Annotated in this window: 19 protein-coding genes and 1 tRNA gene; 9 read left to right on the plus strand and 11 right to left on the minus strand. The window is 60.6% G+C overall.

The genetic code is table 11. From position 1 onward, the window contains the following. Positions 1-220 precede the first annotated feature (220 nt). The 4 genes from FQ320_RS15170 (at position 221) to FQ320_RS15185 (ending at position 4,439) form a co-directional block, all read left to right on the plus strand. Positions 221-835, plus strand: a complete 615-nt coding sequence (locus FQ320_RS15170; RefSeq protein WP_148473721.1) for a CDP-alcohol phosphatidyltransferase family protein — start codon at positions 221-223, stop codon at positions 833-835. Positions 836-907: 72 nt separating this feature from the next. After that, complete coding sequence (locus tag FQ320_RS15175; protein WP_148473723.1) at positions 908-2,089, plus strand: ABC transporter substrate-binding protein; 1,182 nt, start codon at positions 908-910, stop codon at positions 2,087-2,089. Next, positions 2,086-3,792, plus strand: a complete 1,707-nt coding sequence (locus FQ320_RS15180) for an ABC transporter permease (protein ID WP_148473725.1) — start codon at positions 2,086-2,088, stop codon at positions 3,790-3,792. The genes FQ320_RS15175 and FQ320_RS15180 overlap by 4 nt, the downstream gene beginning before the upstream one ends. Next, positions 3,789-4,439, plus strand: coding sequence for an ATP-binding cassette domain-containing protein (locus FQ320_RS15185; RefSeq protein WP_148473727.1), 651 nt, complete (start codon positions 3,789-3,791; stop codon positions 4,437-4,439). Before FQ320_RS15180 ends, FQ320_RS15185 begins: the two co-directional genes overlap by 4 nt. A gap of 56 nt (positions 4,440-4,495) precedes the next feature. Here FQ320_RS15185 and FQ320_RS15190 read toward each other — a convergent pair whose 3' ends face one another. Further along, positions 4,496-4,807: a hypothetical protein gene (locus FQ320_RS15190; RefSeq protein WP_148473729.1), complete on the minus strand. Its 312-nt coding sequence runs from the start codon at positions 4,805-4,807 to the stop codon at positions 4,496-4,498. Between the two features lie 299 nt (positions 4,808-5,106). Between FQ320_RS15190 and FQ320_RS15195 the strand changes: the two genes are divergently transcribed. Continuing rightward, complete coding sequence (locus FQ320_RS15195) at positions 5,107-5,781, plus strand: hypothetical protein (RefSeq protein ID WP_148473731.1); 675 nt, start codon at positions 5,107-5,109, stop codon at positions 5,779-5,781. Positions 5,782-5,816: 35 nt separating this feature from the next. On the opposite strand, the gene FQ320_RS15200 is transcribed toward FQ320_RS15195, so the two are convergent. Both FQ320_RS15200 and FQ320_RS15205 read right to left on the minus strand, forming a co-directional pair. Beyond that, on the minus strand, positions 5,817-6,881 hold the full coding sequence (locus tag FQ320_RS15200) for a patatin-like phospholipase family protein (protein WP_255509530.1): 1,065 nt from the start codon (positions 6,879-6,881) through the stop codon (positions 5,817-5,819). 533 nt (positions 6,882-7,414) lie between these two features. Then, positions 7,415-8,158 carry a sulfite exporter TauE/SafE family protein gene (locus tag FQ320_RS15205; protein WP_148473735.1) on the minus strand — a complete coding sequence of 248 codons (744 nt, stop codon included), beginning with the start codon at positions 8,156-8,158 and terminating at the stop codon, positions 7,415-7,417. A 266-nt stretch (positions 8,159-8,424) separates the two neighbouring features. Here FQ320_RS15205 and FQ320_RS15210 point away from each other — a divergent pair, with 266 nt between their 5' ends. Next, entirely contained in the window at positions 8,425-9,111 is a 687-nt protein-coding gene (locus FQ320_RS15210) for a fumarylacetoacetate hydrolase family protein (protein WP_148473737.1), read from the plus strand. A 160-nt stretch (positions 9,112-9,271) separates the two neighbouring features. Continuing rightward, positions 9,272-9,348, plus strand: a tRNA-Arg gene (locus FQ320_RS15215). Positions 9,349-9,425: 77 nt separating this feature from the next. On the opposite strand, the gene FQ320_RS15220 is transcribed toward FQ320_RS15215, so the two are convergent. Then, on the minus strand, positions 9,426-11,201 hold the full coding sequence (locus FQ320_RS15220) for an SLC13 family permease (protein ID WP_148473739.1): 1,776 nt from the start codon (positions 11,199-11,201) through the stop codon (positions 9,426-9,428). A 183-nt stretch (positions 11,202-11,384) separates the two neighbouring features. Here FQ320_RS15220 and FQ320_RS15225 point away from each other — a divergent pair, with 183 nt between their 5' ends. Together FQ320_RS15225 and FQ320_RS15230 are read left to right on the plus strand one after the other, a co-directional pair. After that, positions 11,385-12,302 (plus strand): MBL fold metallo-hydrolase, encoded by a 918-nt coding sequence (locus FQ320_RS15225; RefSeq protein WP_148473741.1) that lies wholly within the window; start codon positions 11,385-11,387, stop codon positions 12,300-12,302. Then, complete coding sequence (locus tag FQ320_RS15230) at positions 12,302-13,243, plus strand: MBL fold metallo-hydrolase (protein WP_148473743.1); 942 nt, start codon at positions 12,302-12,304, stop codon at positions 13,241-13,243. Before FQ320_RS15225 ends, FQ320_RS15230 begins: the two co-directional genes overlap by 1 nt. 11 nt (positions 13,244-13,254) lie before the next feature. On the opposite strand, the gene FQ320_RS15235 is transcribed toward FQ320_RS15230, so the two are convergent. The 7 genes from FQ320_RS15235 to soxA all read right to left on the minus strand — a co-directional run bounded on the left by FQ320_RS15235 (position 13,255) and on the right by soxA (position 20,621). Beyond that, positions 13,255-14,316, minus strand: a complete 1,062-nt coding sequence (locus tag FQ320_RS15235) for a YeeE/YedE family protein (RefSeq protein WP_148473745.1) — start codon at positions 14,314-14,316, stop codon at positions 13,255-13,257. A gap of 277 nt (positions 14,317-14,593) precedes the next feature. Then, entirely contained in the window at positions 14,594-15,025 is a 432-nt protein-coding gene (locus FQ320_RS15240) for a DUF302 domain-containing protein (RefSeq protein ID WP_148473747.1), read from the minus strand. Between the two features lie 177 nt (positions 15,026-15,202). Further along, entirely contained in the window at positions 15,203-16,249 is a 1,047-nt protein-coding gene (locus tag FQ320_RS15245; protein WP_148473749.1) for a c-type cytochrome, read from the minus strand. Then, complete coding sequence (gene soxC / locus FQ320_RS15250) at positions 16,233-17,501, minus strand: sulfite dehydrogenase (RefSeq protein WP_148473751.1); 1,269 nt, start codon at positions 17,499-17,501, stop codon at positions 16,233-16,235. Before soxC ends, FQ320_RS15245 begins: the two co-directional genes overlap by 17 nt. Positions 17,502-17,547: 46 nt before the next feature. Then, positions 17,548-17,982 carry a DsrE family protein gene (locus FQ320_RS15255; RefSeq protein ID WP_148473753.1) on the minus strand — a complete coding sequence of 145 codons (435 nt, stop codon included), beginning with the start codon at positions 17,980-17,982 and terminating at the stop codon, positions 17,548-17,550. A gap of 29 nt (positions 17,983-18,011) precedes the next feature. Further along, positions 18,012-19,709 (minus strand): thiosulfohydrolase SoxB, encoded by a 1,698-nt coding sequence (gene soxB / locus FQ320_RS15260; RefSeq protein ID WP_148473755.1) that lies wholly within the window; start codon positions 19,707-19,709, stop codon positions 18,012-18,014. Between the two features lie 66 nt (positions 19,710-19,775). Beyond that, complete coding sequence (gene soxA, locus FQ320_RS15265) at positions 19,776-20,621, minus strand: sulfur oxidation c-type cytochrome SoxA (RefSeq protein ID WP_148473757.1); 846 nt, start codon at positions 20,619-20,621, stop codon at positions 19,776-19,778. Positions 20,622-20,638 lie beyond the last annotated feature (17 nt).

Consider the following 20,638-nt stretch of genomic DNA (forward strand, 5'->3'; position numbering starts at 1 on the left):
AGGGTGCGCTGGCCAATGGCGAGAGACAACGCCGGATCACAGGCTCGATGATAATCGCCACCGGTCCGGTGCCCTTCGTGCCGCAGCCGCCGGGATGCGCAGATGCTGGGTGTCGCATCTGGGCTAAAGTGAATACATACGCGGCAGGCGAAGGGCGGGGCGCGCATGTGAACCCAAGGGTTCCAGCGCTGGTGAATCTCTTCCACGATTGGAGACTCGGATGATCGATGCGGCACTCCTCCCCTTGCAGCGGCAGGTGCTGACCCCGCCCGCCCGGTGGCTGACGGCCCGCGGCATCCACGCCGACCAGCTGACACTTGCGGGCTTTGTCGTGGGCCTGATGGCGGTCCCGGCCCTGGCCTTCGGTGCCTATGGTCTGGCGCTGGCGCTTCTGGGCCTGAATCGTCTGGCCGATGGTCTGGACGGAACAGTGGCGCGCCTGACAAGCCCCACAGATCGCGGAGCGTTTCTGGATATCGCGCTCGATTTTGTCTTTTACGCGCTGTTTCCGCTGGGCTTTGCGCTTGCCGACCCGGCAGCGAATGCACTGCCTGCAGCGGTGCTGATCGCGGCCTTCGTGGGCACCGGGTCATCGTTCCTAGCCTTCGCCGCCATCGCGGCCAAGCGCGGGGAAAGCGCCGCGGACTATCCGGCAAAGGGCATCTATTACCTTGGTGGCCTGACGGAAGGCTTGGAAACCATTGCCGTCTTCGTGGCGATGTGTCTGTTTCCGAATGTCTTCCCGGTACTGGCCTATGGCTATGCCGCCGCCTGCGCCCTGACCACCGCGCTGCGCTGGCATCAGGGCTGGCGCGCATTTTCTCCGCGAAATTGATCAAGATGCTGTAACAGATTGGCGGTTGGGCTGTCATTGACAGAAGACCCTGTGCCACATTCCGGAGAACCCATGAAACTTTCCCTCGTCTTTGCTCTGTCTTTGCTCGCAACCCCGGCGCTGGCTGACTGGCAGCAAACCCTGGACGCCGCGCGTGGCCAGACCGTCTATTGGAACGCCTGGGGCGGCGATGCGCGCACCAACGCCTTTATTGCCTGGGTGGGCGAACAGACTAAGGCGCACTATGGGGTCAGTGTCGTACAGGCCAAGCTGAGCGACACCGCCGAGGCCGTGACCCGGGTGATTTCCGAAAAGGCTGCCGGTCAGGATGAGGGCGGCAGCGTGGATCTGATCTGGATCAACGGGCCGAACTTTCTGGCGATGAAGGAACAGGGATTGCTGCACGGGCCCTTCGTGGCCGACTTGCCCAATGCGCGATATCTGGATCTCGGGCCGACATCGCCCGCCTCGGTCGATTTCACCGTGACGGTGGATGGTATGGAAAGCCCATGGCGGCTGGCGCGGTTCGTCTTCAGCTATGATTCCGCCCGCGTGGCCGAACCGCCGCGCACAATGGCAGGTTTTGTGGACTGGGCGGCGGCCAATCCGGGGCGCGTCACCCACCCCGATCCGTCGAATTTCATGGGGGCGACCTTTTTGAAGCAGGCGTTGATCGAGCTGACACCCGATGCAAGCGCGCTGCAACAACCGGTCACCGATGCCGCCTTTGACGCGGCGACCGCGCCGCTCTGGGTGTGGTACGATGCGCTGCGCCCGAACCTGTGGCGCGGCGGTGAAACCTATCCGGCGAACGAATCCGTCCAGCAGCAGTTGCTGAACGACGGCGAACTGGATATCGCGATGTCCTTTGATCCGGCCTCGACCGCCGCCGCCATTGCGGATGGCCTGTTGCCCGACAGTGCGCGGGTGTTCGTGCCCGAAGACGGCAGCATCGGCAATATCAGCTTTGTCGCCATTCCCTATAATGCTGCCAATGCCGAAGGCGCTGAAGTCGTGGCGAATTTCCTGCTCGATCCGGAAACACAGGCGCATATGCAAAATATCGAGGTACTGGGGTCGTTCTCGGTGCTTGACCCGGCGCGTTTGGATGATGCCGCAAACACGGCATTCGCCGCCCTGCCCACTGCCCCGGCGCTGCCGACCCTGGCCGAGCTTGGCCCGACGCTGCTTGAACCCCACGCCAGCTGGATGACCCGGCTGACCGAGGAATGGGCGCGGCGTTACGTCAAATGAGCCATGACGGCCGCCTGCTGCGTACCGCCGTTCTGGTGGTGGTCGGGCTTGGCCTGATCGCGCCGATTGCCATTGGCCTGTGGCAAACCGGGCGCGCAGCCTTTGGCATCCTGCCCGCTCTGGGGCAGGACATGGTATCGCTTGGCCCATGGCACGAACTGGCTGACCTGCCGGGCTTTGCCACCAGTCTGCGTCTGACGCTTGTCACCGGGATTGGCTCCACCCTGCTGTCGCTGGTGCTGGCAACCGGTTTCTGCGCGACAGTTCACGCCCGGATGAACACGTCGGCGGGGGCGCGGATGCTGACGCCGTTTCTGGCCATTCCCCATGCGGCAATGGCGGTGGGACTGGCGTTTGTGCTGGCGCCCTCGGGCTGGATCGCACGGATGATCGCACCCCATGCCGGGTGGGACCGCCCGCCGGACATCGCCACAGTCAGTGACGGCTGGGGCCTTGCCCTGACGCTTGGGTTGATGATCAAGGAGGTGCCATTCCTGTTGCTGGTGATCCTGTCAGCGCTCAGCCAGATCCCCGTGGCGCGCCACATGGCGGCGGGGCGCGCACTTGGCTATGGCCGCGGGATCGTCTGGATCAAGATGATCATGCCGCAGGTCTGGCCATTGATCCGGCTGCCGGTCTGGGTCGTGCTGGCCTATGGGCTGTCGGTGGTGGACATGGCGATCATCCTTGGCCCGTCGAACCCGCCGACGCTGGCGGTCGCGGTGACGCGTTGGTTCAGCGACCCTGACCCATTGATGATCCTGCCCGCTTCGGCGGGGGCCATTCTGCAGGCGGTGATCGTGGGTCTTGCGGTGGCAATGCTGATGGTCGCCGAGGCAGCCGTCAAGAGGCTGGGCCGCTGGTGGATCAGGCGTGGCGGGCGCGGGTCGTCAGCCGAGCCGGGGCTGTGGGCGGCCAGTGCACTCGTGATGGCGCTGATGGCGGTGGGGGCGTTGGCGATGGTGTCGCTTGTCGTCTGGTCGATGGCGTGGCGGTGGTCGTTTCCGCAGCTCTTGCCGGAAAGCTGGTCGCTGAACCCGTGGAGCAGCGCACAGGACGGCTGGATGCGAGCGCTGTCCAATACGTTGCTCCTGGCCGGCGCGACGGTCGGTCTGTCGCTGGGACTGGCGATTGCCTGGCTCGAGGGTGAGGATCGTGCCCGTCGCAGCCGCGCGCCCTGGGCCGAGGCACTGATCTATCTGCCGCTGCTGATTCCGCAGATCGGGTTTCTCTATGGTCTGAATGTGGGGTTTTTGCAGATCGGCCTGTCCGGCGGGATCACCGCCGTGATCTGGGCACAGGCGCTGTTCGTGTTTCCCTATGTGATGATTGCACTGTCAGACCCCTGGCGGGCGCTGGACCCGCGCATGATCCGCGCCGCCGCCGCCCTTGGCGCCGGGCCCGGGCGCAGGCTCTGGGCGGTCAAGCTGCCGGTGCTGATCCGCCCGATCCTGACCGCCGCCGCCATCGGCGTGGCCGTATCGGTAGCACAATATCTGCCGACCCTGTTCATGGGCGCGGGCCGCATCGCGACACTGACCACCGAGGCAGTGACCCTGTCATCGGGGTCCGACCGCCGGGTGACGGGGGTCTATGCGACATTGCAGGCCGGGCTGCCCTTTGCCGCCTACCTTGCAGCCTTCCTGATTCCTGCGATCCTGCACCGCAACCGTCGCGCCCTTTCCGGAGCCTCCGCCACATGAGCCTTGATCTTGACGCACTCTCCATCCGGTCGGTCAATGGCACCGCGCTGTTCCAGCCGCTGACCCTGCATATCCCTGCGGGCGATGTGGTCACGGTCATGGGGCCGTCTGGGGTGGGCAAATCGACGCTGCTCGACGCCATCGGCGGGCATCTGACGCATGGGTTTCACCTGTCGGGCACAGTGCACCTGAACGGGCGCGACGTGACGGACCTGCCCGCCGAGGCGCGGCGGATCGGATTGATGTTTCAGGACGCGCTGCTGTTCCCGCATCTATCGGTCGGTGACAATCTGTCCTTCGGCCTGCCAGCCAACTTGCGTGGGCGCGCGCCACGACGTGCGGCGGTAGAGGAAGCGCTGTCACAGGCCGGGTTGGCCGGGCTTTACGAACGCGACCCCGCGACGCTGTCAGGCGGGCAGCGCGCCCGCGCGGCGCTGATGCGCACCCTGCTGGCGGACCCTGCAGCGCTGCTTCTGGACGAACCCTTCTCGAAACTCGACGCCGGGTTGCGGGATGAAATGAGGGAGTTCACCTTTGCGCGTGTAAAATCCCGCGCCGTTCCGACACTGATGGTCACGCATGATCCCGACGATGCCGCAGCCGCCGGCGGGCCCGTCATTGCCCTGAAAGGACTCATGGCGCCATGAACACTGAAAGCGTAGCCGCGTTGACCGGCTCCGCCAGCCTGATGGCGGCCCGCGCGTTACGCCGCTGATAGGCTCACCCGTTCGGGATATGGCGCAGGTTCCGACCATTCCAGCACATTGCGGCCGAAGCCCTTGGCAAGATGCGGCGTCACGATCTGGAAATAGGGTGACAGGTCGAAATCGCGCGGCGCAAACAGCGAGTGGTGGCATATGTGCAGGATTTCCAGCCGTGCGAATTTCGATCCGTTCCGCGCCTTGATCGCGAGCGTATCGGGCAGGATCGGAAAGCGGACGGGAGGAGGCGCCCGCACGATCAGCGATGAACAGATTGCCCGCGTCGGGTCGCCCCGAGAGGAACTGCAAGGCATCAGAAAATCTTGCCAAGCGCGCTCACATTGCCGGGATACCGGGGGCTTTCTCTTTACTTCCGATAAAGTCGACGGACACTGATTGCGAAAAGGGACACACTTTGAAGTATTTCGTCCTGTGCCCGGATTCTGCCGGTTTTCACAATTCGGGTCGGTCCCGCATGTATTTTGAACCTGCAACGCCGCCTCGGGTCAGGCACCTTTCACCGCCGGAGACTCTGTAAGGCATTGCATGGAACGTGACCCAAACAACAGGTCAAGCGCGGTCGCCGCGTGTTGCCTCGGCATTTGGGGACCGCATGAATGAGTTCCCAGACGAGCCAAAAGGTTCCGCGATAGCCCGCGTACTCCGGGTCGTCGGGCGTCTGACCTTCTTGCTGATCCTCGCCTATGGCGTCCATCTGTTGCTCGGCTGGTTTTCCGCGCGGTCTGCGGACATCCATCCCGGTGTGCAGCTTGGCATGTTGGTCGCGATGTTGCTGGTCTATGCGCTACTTCTGGCCATTCCCTTCGCGCCGGGGATCGAAATCGGCTTGATGCTGCTTGCAATGGAGGGGGCATGGATCGCCCCTTGGATCTATCTTACTATGATGACCGGCCTGATGGTTGCCTATGCGGCGGGCGAATGGATGCCCTATGCGCGGCTGCACCAGATCCTGGCCGATATGCACATGCGCCGCGCCTGCGCCTTGCTTGCACATATTCACCCGCTCAGCCGCGAGGAGCGGGTCATGCTGCTGCGCGACCGCGCGCCGAAATGGCTGCGCCCCTTCATTTCCCGCTATCGCTATTTCGTCGTGGCGACAGTCATCAATCTGCCGGGCAATGCCGTGATCGGCGGCGGGGGTGGCCTCCTGTTCCTGACCGGCCTTAGCCGACTCTTCAAGCCAGCCGCCGTGGCCCTGACGGTTGCGTTGGCGGTGATGCCGGTGCCGCTGGCGGTCTGGGTTTTCGGTATCGAGATAATCCCATGACGGATTGCTCAGGCGACAATTTCCTTGTCCACCCGCTATCCCTGATGCTGCGGCCCGATCCCCTGAAACATCCGGCGCAGATCCACAGTGCTGCGCGTGCCGATATCGGCATGGTTCCGGTCCAGCCAGGACGCGGCCGTTTCACGCCCGAGATCGCGCAGGTGGGTCAGGAATTCCCATTCCGCATTCATCTTTGACGACGCCCCCAGCTTCATCAGAGCGGTTTCATTCTCGATGATGTGGATCCGCTCCAGCCGATAGTGTGCCTCGTCGAGCTTGCCCTCTTCGATCAGCCGCGCGACGAAATCGATAGCCCGCAACTCCTTGAGAAGGCTGGAGTTGAAGCTGATCTCGTTGACGCGGTTCTGAATTTCCTGTGCGGTTCGCGGCACACCTTTGCGTTCGATCGGGTTGATCTGCACCACGACGATATCGCCGGTGTCCGATCCCGCATGGAACGGAAACAGCGCCGGGTTGCCGATATACCCGCCGTCCCAATAGGGCACGCCATCGATCATCACCGACTTGAAAACGTTTGGCAGGCAGGCCGAGGCCATGACCATATCTGCCGTCAGCAGGTGACTGTCGAAAACCTGAACCTTGCCGGTTTCCACATTGGTGGCAGAAATGTAGAGTTGAATGCTGTCGCAGTGTCGAACGCAGGTGAAATCCACGCAGGCTTCCAGCACATCTTTCAGCGGGTTCATGCTCATCGGGTTCAGCTGATAGGGCGAGAACACCCTGCTCATCGCGTTCATCATCTGATAGCCCCAAGACCGATCGAGGCTCCAATATCCCATCATCACGTCGATGGGCGCGCGTTTGATCGGACTGCCTTTGGCGGCCGCGCTCATGGCTTGCCAGAAGCCATGAAGTTTTTCGCGCGCTCCGTCCGGCCCACCAGCGGTAAAGCCATCCGCCAAGGCAACCGCATTCATGGCCCCCGCCGATGTGCCCGAAATGGCGGCGATTTCCAACCGTCCGTCCTCCAGCAGGTAATCCAGCACGCCCCAGGTAAAGGCACCGTGGGCACCGCCGCCTTGCAGGGCCAGATTGATGCGCTTGGTTTTCGCAGCGGGTGATTTGCGGGGTTGGTTCACGACGTTTTCCATCAGTGTGCCATCCGGCCGCCGGTCGAGGTGGCGCGGTTCGCGCCGGGGATACGGTGCTTCTTGGTACGCATGGCATGTCTCCTGATAAGGGCTCGGGCGGCAGGCGTACCTGCCCGAACGCTACGTGTTCTTTTCAGAGCCGAGCCGGCTTTCGCGACGATCATGCGAAACCCGCTGCCCAGCACGGCTCGCCGCGAGAGTGAAGCTTGCGATCACCGTATTGCCGCTCTGAGGGCGTGCGCCCCGCTCGCGTATGTATAACATACCCTGCCGGTCTACGGGATCGTGGCGCTCCCGTGACGAACCTGTCCCATGTCGCTTCCTTCCATTCCGTCAAAAGGATCGCACCATCAAACCATGGGATCAAACACCCGGAGCAAGAAATACTGAGCGATGAGACCTTGACGATATGACCGCCGGAGGCATCCGCGCCCAGACCAAGATGGCTGTGCGAAGGATCCAAATTCGCCCCGGGACCGGACCCATTTCGATGCGATAGTTTTAGCGGAAATCGTCACGCTTCAGCGTAAAAGATAGGTCCCGACCAGCACCAGCCCCAGACCGGCGACTGTATACCGCATCGGCCTGTCGGGCAGATAGCGAGTGATGTGACCACCGATGAATCCGCCGATCAACCCGCCGACCAAAACCGTCGAGGCAGCGCGCCAGTCAACAAGACCAGACAGGGCCAGTGGCACCACCGCAACGGAATAGATAAAAAATGCGATCAGGTTCTTCATCGTATTCGCGCGTTGCAAGGTGATCCCCCCTGCCACCGACAGAACCGCGATCAGCATGAACCCAAGCCCCGCGCCGAAATAGCCGCCATAGAACCCGACCGCAAACATCAGCACATCTGACACCCGCGCCAACCGGTCGCCCGGAAAGGCACGCTGCATCAGAGTGGCCAACTGCCGCCCCAGAACGATGGCCCCGACCGCAATCAGCAGCAACAGCGGGATGACCGCCAGAAAACCCGATTCGGACGAGAAGATCAGCGCAACCGCTCCCGCAAATCCTCCGACAAGGGCAGGCGCCATCTGCCGGAACAGCGCGCCGGGCGCATCGAACAACCCCTTGCGGTTGACCCAGACGGCAGCAATCTGTGCCGGCCACATGGCAACCGCACCGGTCGCATTTGCAGCCAGCGGCGGGAGCCCTGCGGCCAACAGCATCGGAAACACAAACAGCTTGGCCCCGCCGGCAGCCGCGTTGACGATTCCGCCGATGACCCCGGCAACAAAGAAAAGCAGAAGTTCGGACATATCGGTCTTTCAGAGTGTCGGCGATTTCAGTTTACCGGACAGGCTCTGGCTTGCCCTGCCCCGTCGTTACCTTCGGCCCGGACAACACTCTGCCAGCCTTGCCCGCTGTACCATCCGGGCAGGTGGGCTGTCGATCACCGGGATGGCGAAATCCATCCCGCGTCAGGAAATGTTCACCGGTCTGACTGGCGCATTGCTTTTCACCGTCCTGCCTTTCCCCCGCCCCGGCAAGGCCTTAGGGTGCATGAAAACCACAGGAACCCGCCATGCCAGATTTTGCTTTTCCGCCTGCGAAGACGACCACATTGCCGATCCAGGATCGGGACGTGCTGTTTCCGGTTCGCAGGATTTATTGCATCGGTCGCAACTATGCCGATCATGCGATCGAGATGGGCCACGACCCCGACAAAGAACCGCCGTTTTTCTTTCAGAAGAACCCGGACAATGCCGACACATCCGGCGTGTTCCCCTATCCCGCAGAAACCAGCGATGTGCACCATGAGGTCGAACTGGCCGTCGCGCTTGGTTCGGGGGGCACAGACATCCCCGAGTCGACGGCTCTGTCCCATGTGTTCGGATATGGCGTAGCACTGGACATGACGCGGCGCGATTTGCAGGGCCAAATGAAGAAGGCCGGCCGCCCCTGGGAGATCGGCAAGGCGTTCGAGCGTTCGGCCCCCATGGGCGCGCTGGTGACCGCCGACCGGGTCGGCCATCCGGAAAACGGCGCAATCACGCTGCACGTGAACGGCGATTTGCGCCAGTCGGGTGACCTCAATCAGATGATCTGGAAGGTTCCGCAGATGATTGCCTGGTTGTCGCGGTTCTATACCCTGGCGGCGGGCGACGTGATCCTGTCGGGAACCCCCGCAGGCGTCGCCGCGGTCAAGCGCGGTGACCGGATGGAGGCGGCAATCGACGGTATCGGCGCCTTGTCCGTCGAGGTCACATAGAGCGCGCATCAGCACATCTGGGCGCGGCGTGACAACAAAACCTATTTCGGCATGCGGATCAGTGGCACCGACCGATGACCAAAAACCCGGGGGCCGCGTCCAATTTTCACTTGGATTCATCGCCCTTAAAGAAGTAGTCATGTTCCGCAGACCATTGTGCGGCTCCGTAGCTCAACTGGATAGAGCAAGGACCTTCTAAGTCCGAGGTTGAGGGTTCAAGTCCTTCCGGGGCCGCCATATTATCTACTTTGAGCCGCACGGGCGCTTCAGACAGTGAATGGCAGGTCTGGGCGGTGCGCACTCGCCTGAATTTCTCAGAGCGGCCAGACAAGAAGAATGGTCGGGACCGCAACGCAGACGACGATGGCTTCCAATGGCAAGCCAATCCGCCAATAGTCGCCAAAGCTATAGCCGCCGGGGCCCAGAATGATCGTGTTGTTCTTGTGACCGATGGGGGTGAGGAAAGCGCATGACGCGGCGACGGCCACAGTCATCAAATAGGTATCGGGATTGTTGCCTGTGGCGGTCGCGATCGACAGCGAGATCGGCGCAGCGATGAGAGTGGTCGCCACATTGTTCAAAAAGTCCGACAGTGTCATCGTGACGATCATCAGTGCGACCAGCGACACCCACGCAGGATAGCCCAAGGTCAGCTGAACGATCTGGCCTGCAATCAGGTCAGCACCCCCGAAATGTTCGAAGGCTTCGGCCAGTGGGATGAGGCTGGCAAGAAGGACGATGACCTTCCATTCCACCGACGCGTAAACCTCGCGGCCGCTGACGAGTCCCAGTGCAACAAAGGCGATGACGGCAGCGCCCAATGCGACTGAAAGCGGTACGAGCCCAAGAACGGCCGAGGCGACCGCGAGCGCGAAAACTCCGACGGACAGCCCTGCCTTGCTGCGCTGGACAACCTCGGTGCGTCGGCCCTCCAAGGGCAGTACGCCAAGCCACTTTATCGCCTCGGCTACACGGTCCGGCGTTCCCAGCAACAAAAGGACGTCGCCCGCCCGGATCGGCAGCAGGCGCACACGATTCTGAAAGCTTTTTCCACCGCGCGCGACACCCAAAAGCGTTACCGAATGGCGCTGCAACAGGCTCAGGCTGCGCGAGGTTCGGTTCTGGATGCGCGAACCGTCCGGGACGATGGCCTCTGCCAAAGTCAGCCCCGGCGCGATGACATCACCGTCGTGTTTCTCAGAGCCTGCAAACTCGAGCAGAGCCTGCCCCATGAAAGCCTCGATGGATTTGGGCTCGCCTTCCACCACCAGAAAGTCGCCCGGCCGCAATTCTTCACGTCGGCCAAGGCCGCGCAGTCGCTTGCCGTGCCGGATCAGGCCCAGAATGTGAATATCAACCTCGTTCGCCTGTGGGTACAGATCCTGGACGACGAGATCCTGCGTCTTGGATTGCTCGCCGATGCGAAGTTCGGCGACATACCGACCCTTGCTGACGTCCCTTTCTGTGTCTTCAAGGGAGCTTCGGTTTGGCAGCAGGCGCCAACCGACCAAAGAGACAAAAGCAATCCCGGCAATCGCAACGGCGAGTCCGACCGGCGCAAAGTCGAACATCCCGAACGGTTCGCCCAAAACGTCCTGACGGTATTCCGAGATCACGATGTTCGGGGGGGTCCCGATCAACGTGATCATGCCCCCAAGAATTGTTGCAAAAGACAGTGGCATCAGGGTTCGCCCCGCCGCACGCTTTGCCTTTCTGGCAGCCTCGATATCAAGCGGCATCAAAAGCGCCAACGCCGCGACATTGTTGATGATTGCAGAAAGACCTGCGGCCAGAACCGCGACAACGGCGATATGCAGCGGAAGAGGTCTTTCGGGATCGATGAGCCTTGACGCGACAATTTCGACTGCACCGGAAGAAGACAGCCCCCGACTGACGATCAGAACCAGAGCAATGATCGCCACAGCCGAATGCCCGAAGCCGGAAAAGACCTCCTGTTTGGGCACAAGCCCCAGCGCGGCCGCAATTATCAGAGCGCCAAAAGCGATAAGATCGTATCGAATGCGGCCCCAGACAAGAAGTGCGAACACCATGCCCAGCAACGCAAAAATCATCATCAATTCAGTTTGCATGGCGAAACCATAGCGCAAGTTCTCAGAAGTAAAAGCTCGGCTCATCCAGATCCGTGCGACAACAACAAACGCCAGATGTTGCTGCCCGCCACCGGGTTGCGGGCAGACGCTCCGTGACTTGCTATTTCCGTTTTGATGATGCGATATTCAATTATTGGAATTTGTTCGCGGAGGTGAGTTTGCATGGAACTTAACAGAAGGCAGATCCTCGCAGGTCTGGGCAGCCTCGGGGTTTGCACCGCCCCCTCTGCCTTGTTTGCGCGAACCGTGATGCAACTTGGATCGAGCGAAGTGATCAGCCTTAGTGACGGCAATCTGGTTCTGCCGGGGTCATTTTTCTTCGAAGGTCTGCCGCAGGATGAACTGGCCGCGATCCTGGCCAAACACGATATTCCACGCGATCAGCTCAAGCCACCCTGCAATCTGACACTTCTGCGTCAGGAAGGCAGGATCGTCCTGTTCGATGCAGGTTCCGGCGCTTCGTTCATGCCGAGCGCTGGCGAGTTGCTGAATAGCCTCGAGAACGAAGGCCTGACCCCCGAAGACATTACCCATGTCGTATTTACCCATGCACATCCCGACCATTTGTGGGGGATCTTGGACGATTTCGACGATCCGGTCTTTCCGGCTGCGCAATTGATGATCGGTCAGGCGGAATGGGACTATTGGACTGACCCTGAGACAGTGAACACCATCGGTGAAGGCCGCGCCTCCTTTGCGGTTGGCGCGGCGCGCAGACTGGCCGTGGTCGAGGACCAGATCAGTTTTATCAAAGATGGTGAAGAAATCCTGCCCGGGGTGATGGCACATGCCACGCCCGGCCACACCCCCGGTCACATGTCGTTCGAGATCCGCGATGGATCAAATGCGGTCATGGTCGGCGGTGATGCGATCGGCAATGACCACATCGCCTTTGAGCGTCCCGATTGGGCAAGCGGTGCGGATCAGGACCCGGATATGGGCGCCAAGACCCGCAAACGCCTGCTTGATCAGCTTGCGGTGGATGGAATTGCGTTGCTTGGCTTTCACCTGCGGCATGGCGGGTTGGGCCGGGTCGAACGCAGCGAAGAAAATTACCGATTTGTCCCGGAGGATGCGTGATGCGCTGGATTTTGACTTTAATGTTTGCCGCGACGGCTGGCCATGCCAGCGAGGATATTGCGGATAAGTACCCGTCATCCTTGCTCTACGACAAACCTGTCGAGGTGATCCCCGGCGTTTTCTCGGCCATCGGCGCCACCGCTCCGCCAACTTACGAGAATGCCGGGCACAACAACAATCTGAGCTTCATCGTCACCGGAGACGGCGTCGTCGTTATCAACGGTGGTGCGGCCTATGGGCTTGCACGCGCGCTGCATGAAGAAATCAGGGCCGTCACCGATCAGGAAGTGAAGCTTGTCTTCAACGAGAATGGTCAGGGGCATGCCGTTCTGGGCAACAACTATTGGGCCGAATTGGGCGTCCCCATCATCGCCCATATCGAAGCCGCAGCAGTGGTCGAAACCTCCGGCGGATCAATGCTTGAGGAGATGAAACGGTACAATCGCGATCAGGCTGACGGAACCGTCATTGTCGCGCCGACCGAAACGTTCGAGGACGAATATATCGTCGAGATGGGCGATTTTCGGATCGAGGCGCGTTACCTTGGACCGGCCCATTCGCCGGGTGACATCGTGATCTGGCTCCCAAGGCAGAGTCTCGTCATTGCGGGTGACATGGCGTTTCACGAACGTATGTTACCGATCTTCGAAAACACCTATACCGCCGATTGGCTGGACACATGGGATAACGAATTTGAACCGCTCGGGGCGACATATGTCATCCCCGGTCACGGTCATCCGACAAACATGGATCAGGTCCGGCTCTATACGAAAGGATATCTGGAATACCTGCGCGCAAAGATCGGGGCCCATCTCGAGGCGGGCGGCGGTCTGGCCGAGGCTTATTATGTCGACCAGTCGCCCTATGCGCGTCTCGACACGTTTGAGGAACTGGCGACCAAAAACGCCGGTCGGGTGTTTGAACAGATGGAGTTTGAATAGCGGCCGGTGGCTCAGGCAGGCTTTACCCTCGGGTTCAGGTGTAGCAATCGGTACGTCGCCATCGCGCCGATCCACATGCAGAATAGCGCCACCCAAGCGGTGAGCGCGAAAACCGACCCGCCGGACATTCCCGCACCCACAGCACAGCCCCCGGCCAGCATGCTGCCAAACCCCATAAATACCGCGCCGATCAGATAGCGTTCCATCGGCGTGTCGGCGCCAAAACGTTCGATCTTGAATTCTTTTGTCGCCAGCGCCATCAGCCCCGCGCCCGCAAAGACGCCCGGAACCAATCCGATGCCGAACCCCCAAGGCAGGCTGGTGTTGTCGACCAGCCCCATCAACGTGTCTGTCGATGGGCCGGTAAAGGTGATCGATGCGATTGGCACCACCTCGAACGAGGCCTGCGAGATGGCATAGGTCAGCAGCCAACCCAGAGCAACCGCGACCCCCACGCCAACGGCCGCGATCGCGTGGCTGGGCGCGACCTGATTTCGCCCCGCCAGCGCCAATGATGCCAACAGTGCGATGCCCGCAACGGCAGCCGCCGCTGCCGACGACAGCCCGATCTGTGCAAGAATGTCACGCGCGTCTCCCCCCGGAACAAGCCACAACGCCGCAAGGCTTTCGCGGGCGGGGGTCAGGACGCCACGCAATGACGCCTGCGCGACCAGCGTCAAGACCAACCCCGTGACGAGGGCGCGCAAGTTTCCGGTGGCTGACAGCACCAGCAAGCGGCTTGCGCAGCCGCGCGCCAAGATCATGCCGGATCCAAACATCAGCCCGCCGATGATGGCGCCCGACAGGCTGCCGGTCGTCGCCAGTTGTCGGGATGTGGAGACGTCCAGCCAACCCATTGCCACAAGCCCCTGCACCGAGGCCACTGCGGCCGTAAAGGCAATCAGCCAGATATAGAGGCGTGGGCCGAATATTCCTTCGGACACCTCAACCGAGGCCGCGCGCAGGCAAAAACGCGAATGCTGTGCCGTCGCGCCGAACAGCACGCCGACCGCAGCGCCCGCAATCGCCAGAACGGCACCATCGCCGATTCTGTCAATCCATGTCTCAAGCATCCATCGGCCTCCTCGATGCCCATGAGTTTTAACGGATTTGGCCCGCCCGCATTTGACTTACCGCAACGTCGATTGAAAATATTGGACCGCCCAGAGGAAGCCCGGCCAGCCCGCGTCGCGCCCAGAGTTGAGTCGACGCTGCAATCAGACGGTCGATATCTTCGGCGCCATGTCCGGCGGAAAGCACCAAAGTGCCGCTTTGACCGGGCGACGGTGCGTCAGTTGCCTTCGGCCCGTAGCCTTTGCAGGCTTTGGCCGAAGCAACCGTCGGAATCTGTCAGTTCAGCGCATCCTTGACGATCCCTTCCAAAAGCGCCTGAACGTCCTGCATTGGGCCTTCGGGATAAGCGCGATATCCAATCATCACCTCGCCAGCCTGATCTGCCACGAAGATACCATAGGGGCAGTGAGCGATGTTCATCGGGTCGGCCTCCATCACCTGGCGTGAAATCTGGGCAGAGCAGAACAGGAAAATATCAGCCTCTTCGAACAGCTTTTGCGTGCTGCCAACGTCGGCGGCGGTACGGTTCAGCATTTCGCCGGTGTGGCTGACATAATCGATGACTAGGCCTTGACCAACGATCGCGTTTTCCACTGCAAAGGTTGCGTCTTCAAAGCTGCCGTCGAAAGGATAGGTGACGGCCTGATCCGCCGCAGCGCCGGGGCCGGCGGCAATGGCAAGGAGTGCGGCAAGGAAGTAGCGTTTCATCGGATGTCCTTTCAGGTTTCAGAAGTGTTCAAGCACAGTCTGGCGGCGCGAACCTTGACCTGCGTCAGGTTCGCGCCGTTCCTTCAGTCAAGCATGTCATCGTCAATCTCCGCATAGGTGTCCGCGCGTTCATCATAGATTATTGCCCAGTCGGCGGTACGATCACGGCACCGGCGATCATCTGGCGAGACTTGTCAGATAGGCGGTGATCGCGTCGAGTTCTGCGTCTTTCCTAAGTCCGACAAAGCTCATTTTGGTGCCGGCGATGAAACTTTTTGGATTGGTCAGGAACGCCTTGAGGTTTTCCGCGCTCCAGACCAGTCCTTCGTCGGCCATGTCTGCCAGCGCCGAGGAATAATTGAAGCCTTCGACCTGGCCTGCCGGTTTGCCCATGATGTCAGTCAGGACCGGTCCGACCCGGTTCTTTGCGCCATCGCCGACCAGATGGCAGGCCTTGCACTTGCGGAATACCTTCTCGCCCGCAGCAATCAGGGCGGGGTCGATGGCGGCGATATGTTCTTCGACCGGTTCGGCAGGTTCTGCCATGGCTTCATCGGCCGTATCGGCCGCCGCAGGCGATGGCGATTCCGCTTCGCCGCTCTCAACTTGGGGTGTCACGTCGAGCACCATGGCGCGCATCGTGACCTCTACCTCGTCCTTGCAATTTTCCATGCAGGGTTCGCCGACCCATTTGGGAAACTCGGTTTCGATCCTGTCGTCGACGATAAAACCCTCGGCGTTGGGCATCTCGAAACCGGCGAAGTTTTCGTGCGAAAGCTCGAAATCGTCGTCCACCAGATCGTTGGAATAGAGGATGTAGGCGACGATGGCATAAACCTCGTCTGGTTCCAGCGATTGCGCATCGCCGAACGGCATGGAGCGGTTGATGTAATCCCATGTGGTCGAAAGATAGGGCCAATAGCTGCCCACGGTCTTGACTGGATCCTCGCGGTCCAGCGTGCCCCAGCCGCCCGCCAACTTGGGCCAGTTGCCGATGCCCTCGGCAAAGTCGCCATGGCAGGCCGCACATTTGTCGGCGAAGACTTCTTCTCCGGTCAAGGCATCGCCTGATCCCTCAGGCAGGCCGGTGCCGTCGGGGCTCACATCCTTGTCCCAAGCGGCGATTTCCTCTGGCAATGCGTCGCGCCCGAGGCCGAGTCCGTCAGCGTGGGCGAACGTGCTGATCAGCAACAGTGCTGTTGTAAGCTCAAGAAACTTCGACATTTTCCGCCTTCCCGTCCGGGCGCACCCACCATGTCTGGATACCGTTGTTGTGATAAATCGAATTCAGACCGCGCACGTCGCGCAACTGCGTCTTGGTCGGTTGCACATAGCCTGTTTCGTCCATGGCGCGGCTTTGCAGAAACATCTCTTCGCCGTCCCAATCCGTATCGAGATAGAAGCGCGACACGGCCATCCTTTCGCCCGGCTTGGCCAGACGTGCGGTCTCCCACGTCTTGCCGCCGTCCCTGGACACATCGACACGCGTGATCGCACCCCGCCCGGACCATGCAAGCCCGGTGATGACCAGCGGCCCCTTGCCATGGGTGATCGGGGACTGCGGGCTGGGAGACGTGACGACGGATTTGGCGTCCATTGCCCATGTCCATTTGCGCGATATTCCGTCGGCCAAAGTGTCGGTGTACTTCGACGTTTCCTCGCGGCTTTCGACCGGGCCGTCCATGACCTCGATCCGGCGGATCCATTTGATCCACATGTTGCCTTCCCAACCGGGCACGACCAGACGAACGGGGTATCCGTGCTCTTTGCGCAGGGCCTCGCCGTTTGCCTTGAATGCAACCAGAACGTCGTCCAACGCCTTTTCCATCGGGATCGACCGCCCGTTCGACGATGCATCCGCACCTTCGACATAGACCCATTTGCCGGCCAGATCGCCCGCCGCCCCAAGCCCGGCTTCTTCCAGTATCGTGCGCAGGGACACGCCGGTGTATTCCATGTTGTGGATCATACCGTGGGTGAACTGCGCGCCGTTCAACTGTGCGCCTGCCCATTCCATGCCCGAATTCGCAGCGCATTCGCAGAAATAGACGTGGTTCTGGCGCGGGAATCGCTCAAGGTCGGCATAGGTGAATACCAAGGGGCGATCCACCAGACCATTGATCATCAGACGGTAGTCTTCCTTGCGCAGCTCGATCGCACCCGAATGGTGCCGCTCAAACGCGCAGCCCTGCGGCGTGATCGTTCCGTCAAGCGCATGGATCGGTGTGAAGTTGACCGAACTGATCGTATCAGCGGTCAGCCAATCGACATTGCGCCGAATGACATCCGCCTCGTATTCGATCGGCAGGCCATAGGGCGTGGCGTCAACACCATCGCCAAGGCCCTGCGCCCAAGGCTGAACTTCTGTGATCAATGGATCCGACGTGGCCGAGTTGGCACTGCCGGCTACCGTGGCCGCGGCCCCTGTCGCCAATCCTTTGGCCAGGAAGGACCTGCGCGACGTGCGGTTCGTCATGACAGTCTCCGTTATTTTGTTTTGAAAGTTTACGATTGGGGGAATCTCACGGGCGGATATAGGCAAAACCTTCTTCCTGAAGCGTGATGAGACGTACAACACCGGACGGCACCTGCTCCGCCTCGTCCAGCAAACTGATCTTGGTTCCGGATTTTTTCTCCATCCCTTCCAGCGTGTTTGCGCAGGCGGCAAAAGTCAGGTTCTCCATCCCCAAAGACATGGTTGAGATGCGGTCGGCCACGGGGCTTTTGCCTGCGATCAGCATGTTCAGGCCTGGCCCGTAGGCAACGACTTCCACAATGACAGTATCGCCCTGTTCGTCGTAATAGCTGGTCAGGTTTTCAACATTGTTCAGAGCCATGTTCATCAATTGGGGGTCATTCTGATCGACATGGACCGCAACGCGATGGGTCACGCCCTCGCCGAAGGCAGCAGTGGAAAACGCGCTCGCGATCAGGGCGGCTGAGATGAGATGTTTCACTGTTCAGGTTCCTTTTGATGCATTCTGTTTCAATACCCGACGACTTCGACGCTGGTGTTGGGATCGGCGCTGACAGTCCCTTGCTTGCGAATGTGGCTCTCGAGGACATCCCATATTTTCGGGCCTTCGGTGCCTTCGTTGACCGACGCCCATCCGGCCACCTGATAGGTTTTGGCCGGATCGATCTTTTCACCGGTTTTCAACAGCGTCATCTCGGAGATACGTTGGCCCTGCGGCTTGGAAATGTCGATCCGGTAGCCCAGCCCCCCGGTGCGCACCATGTCGCCACCCTGCTGATAGTAAGGGTCGGGATTGAACAGGTTGTCGGCCACGTCCTCCAGCACGACATGCAGGTATTCGCCTGTCATCTCGGTGCGGTAGGCCTCGCCATAGGACATCGAAGTGACGTTCCACAGATCTTCGCGCGTAATGTCGCCACCGGGCAGGATTGACGGCCCCCAGCGCACGCCGGGGCTGAGGGCGATCTCGGCCTCGCGCTCCGAGATCAGCGCGTCGCAAATCACATCGTCCCATGTGCCGTTGAAATTGCCGCGCCGATACAAAAGGCTGTCGGTTTTGCCGATCACCTCGGACAGGGCGTCCTCATAGGGGGCGCGAACCTCGTCGATGGCGGCAGAGACCTCGGCGTCTGGCGTGATCACGTCGGAAAAGATCGGGATCAGCTTGTGGCGGAACCCCATCAGGCGTCCATCGCGCACATCCAGATCGACGCGCGACACGAACTTTCCGTTCGAACCCGACGCCACGATGATCGTATCGCCCACAAGCACAGGCTCGGGCAGGGCGTCATGGGTGTGGCCCGACAGGATCACGTCGAGCCCCTTGACGATGCCCGCCATCTTCTTGTCCACGTCGAACCCGTTATGGCTGAGGCAGACCACGAGTTCGGCCCCCTCGGCGCGGGCCTGATCGACCATCTTCTGCATGTTCTCGTCACGAATGCCGAAGGCGTACTCGGGAAACATCCAGCCGGGATTGGCGATGGGCATATAGGGGAAAGCCTGCCCGATCACGGCGATCTTTACGCCGCCACGCTCGAAGAACTTATAGGGCGGAAACAGCTCGGCGGGCTCATCCCACTCGGCGTCAAAGATGTTCTGCCCGAGCGCGGCAAAGGGCAGGCCTTCAACGATCTCCTGCACTCTTTCGGATCCCAGCGTGAATTCCCAATGGAAGGTCATCGCGTCCGGCTTCAGTTTGTTCATCACGTCGACCATGTCCTGGCCCTGCGTGTGATGGCAGGTATAGCTGCCATGCCATGTGTCGCCACCATCCAGAAGCAGCGCGTCGGGCCGCTCGGACCGGATATGATTGATCACGGTGGCCACCCTGTCGAGGCCTCCGACGCGGCCATAACCTTCGGCCAGCGCGGTGAAATCTCCGGAAGACAGGGCATAATGCGAGCGCGAACCATCCTCGATCCCATAGAGACGGCGGAAATCGGCCCCGGTGACATGGGGCACTTCGCCTTTGTTCTTGCCAACACCAAGGTTGACGGAGGGTTCGCGGAAATAGATCGGCTTCAACTGCGCGTGAATGTCAGTGATATGTATCAGCGAGACATTCCCGAACGTCTCAAACTGCAACAGTTGATCCTGTGTCAGGGTCTGCTGTGCGGCGATGCGTCCCCATTGCCCAAAACCCGACGCGCCAAGAAGGGCGCTGGCCGCCATGCTGGTTTGAAGAAAGTCGCGCCGAGATGTCATATTCTTATTCCTGAATGTATTCAAAAAAGAAAACCCCGCACGGTTCAGGTGCGGGGTCTTCAAGCATCAGTTACGGACGGCGGGGCCTTCGACGTCAAGCCCGTTGCCACGCGAAGCGACGTAGAGCTCGAGAGCAATAAACTCGGGGCTGCCGGCTTCAAATGTTTCGGCACGGGTATCGCGAATGCACCCTTTGAACCGGTCATGTACCGCGTTCAGCTTGGCATTCTTGAGACGATAGACCGGGAAACCGTTGATCTGGCCCTGGCTCAGATGGTCTGCGCGGATCATTCTGCCATTGTTCTCTTCGTGACAGTTGGCACAGGACAGTTCGAGCTGACCAAAGCGGGTGTAATAGAGTTCTTTGCCCGCCTCCCAAGTCGATTGCGCCGGACCGTCGATTGCGACATTGACCGGTCTACCACGAGATACAGAGGCCAGAAGCGCGGTCATGTTGACCATGTCGCCACCGGTATATTTCCACTTTTCTGCACCCATGCGGTTCTCGCGGCAGTCATTGATCTGCATTTCGAGTGTGCGCACCTCGCCCGCGTCTTCGTTCCACTTGGGATAACCGGGACGTACCTCCGCCATGTTATCGGGCGACTCGTGACAACTGGCGCAGGATTTATCTTCGGACCCCTCGACAGTGTTCCAAAGGTCTTCACCCAGCTCCGCGAAGATCATGCCGGGATTGTCGAAATCGTCCGCTTGCATGGCTCGGGTCTCTTCTTCGCGAAAGTGCCAGCCAGAGATTACTTCGTCAAAAACATCCGCCACGGCCTCCGGCGCTTTGATGCGTGTCACAATCGTGGTCTCTCCGTTCAGTACGAGCGTATCGTCCACCGGATCTGCCGAGACCATCGACGCGGCCATGAGGCCGGCGGTCAAAGCGGCTGTCAGTCTTTTCATCCCTGTCCCTCCCAAGA

This window comes from Oceaniovalibus sp. ACAM 378, assembly GCF_008085915.1.
Lineage (GTDB): Bacteria > Pseudomonadota > Alphaproteobacteria > Rhodobacterales > Rhodobacteraceae > Oceaniglobus.

Coding starts and splice junctions, on each gene's coding strand:
- FQ320_RS15195 (WP_148473731.1), top strand. CDS start 5,107: ATGAATGAGTTCCCAGACGAGCCAAAAGGTTCCGCGATAGCCCGCGTA.
- FQ320_RS15220 (WP_148473739.1), bottom strand. CDS start 11,201: ATGCAAACTGAATTGATGATGATTTTTGCGTTGCTGGGCATGGTGTTC.
- FQ320_RS15205 (WP_148473735.1), bottom strand. CDS start 8,158: ATGTCCGAACTTCTGCTTTTCTTTGTTGCCGGGGTCATCGGCGGAATC.
- FQ320_RS15245 (WP_148473749.1), bottom strand. CDS start 16,249: ATGTCGAAGTTTCTTGAGCTTACAACAGCACTGTTGCTGATCAGCACG.
- FQ320_RS15175 (WP_148473723.1), top strand. CDS start 908: ATGAAACTTTCCCTCGTCTTTGCTCTGTCTTTGCTCGCAACCCCGGCG.
- FQ320_RS15225 (WP_148473741.1), top strand. CDS start 11,385: ATGGAACTTAACAGAAGGCAGATCCTCGCAGGTCTGGGCAGCCTCGGG.
- soxB (WP_148473755.1), bottom strand. CDS start 19,709: ATGACATCTCGGCGCGACTTTCTTCAAACCAGCATGGCGGCCAGCGCC.
- soxA (WP_148473757.1), bottom strand. CDS start 20,621: ATGAAAAGACTGACAGCCGCTTTGACCGCCGGCCTCATGGCCGCGTCG.
- FQ320_RS15235 (WP_148473745.1), bottom strand. CDS start 14,316: ATGCTTGAGACATGGATTGACAGAATCGGCGATGGTGCCGTTCTGGCG.
- FQ320_RS15240 (WP_148473747.1), bottom strand. CDS start 15,025: ATGAAACGCTACTTCCTTGCCGCACTCCTTGCCATTGCCGCCGGCCCC.
- FQ320_RS15230 (WP_148473743.1), top strand. CDS start 12,302: ATGCGCTGGATTTTGACTTTAATGTTTGCCGCGACGGCTGGCCATGCC.
- FQ320_RS15185 (WP_148473727.1), top strand. CDS start 3,789: ATGAGCCTTGATCTTGACGCACTCTCCATCCGGTCGGTCAATGGCACC.
- FQ320_RS15180 (WP_148473725.1), top strand. CDS start 2,086: ATGAGCCATGACGGCCGCCTGCTGCGTACCGCCGTTCTGGTGGTGGTC.
- soxC (WP_148473751.1), bottom strand. CDS start 17,501: ATGACGAACCGCACGTCGCGCAGGTCCTTCCTGGCCAAAGGATTGGCG.
- FQ320_RS15170 (WP_148473721.1), top strand. CDS start 221: ATGATCGATGCGGCACTCCTCCCCTTGCAGCGGCAGGTGCTGACCCCG.
- FQ320_RS15210 (WP_148473737.1), top strand. CDS start 8,425: ATGCCAGATTTTGCTTTTCCGCCTGCGAAGACGACCACATTGCCGATC.
- FQ320_RS15190 (WP_148473729.1), bottom strand. CDS start 4,807: ATGCCTTGCAGTTCCTCTCGGGGCGACCCGACGCGGGCAATCTGTTCA.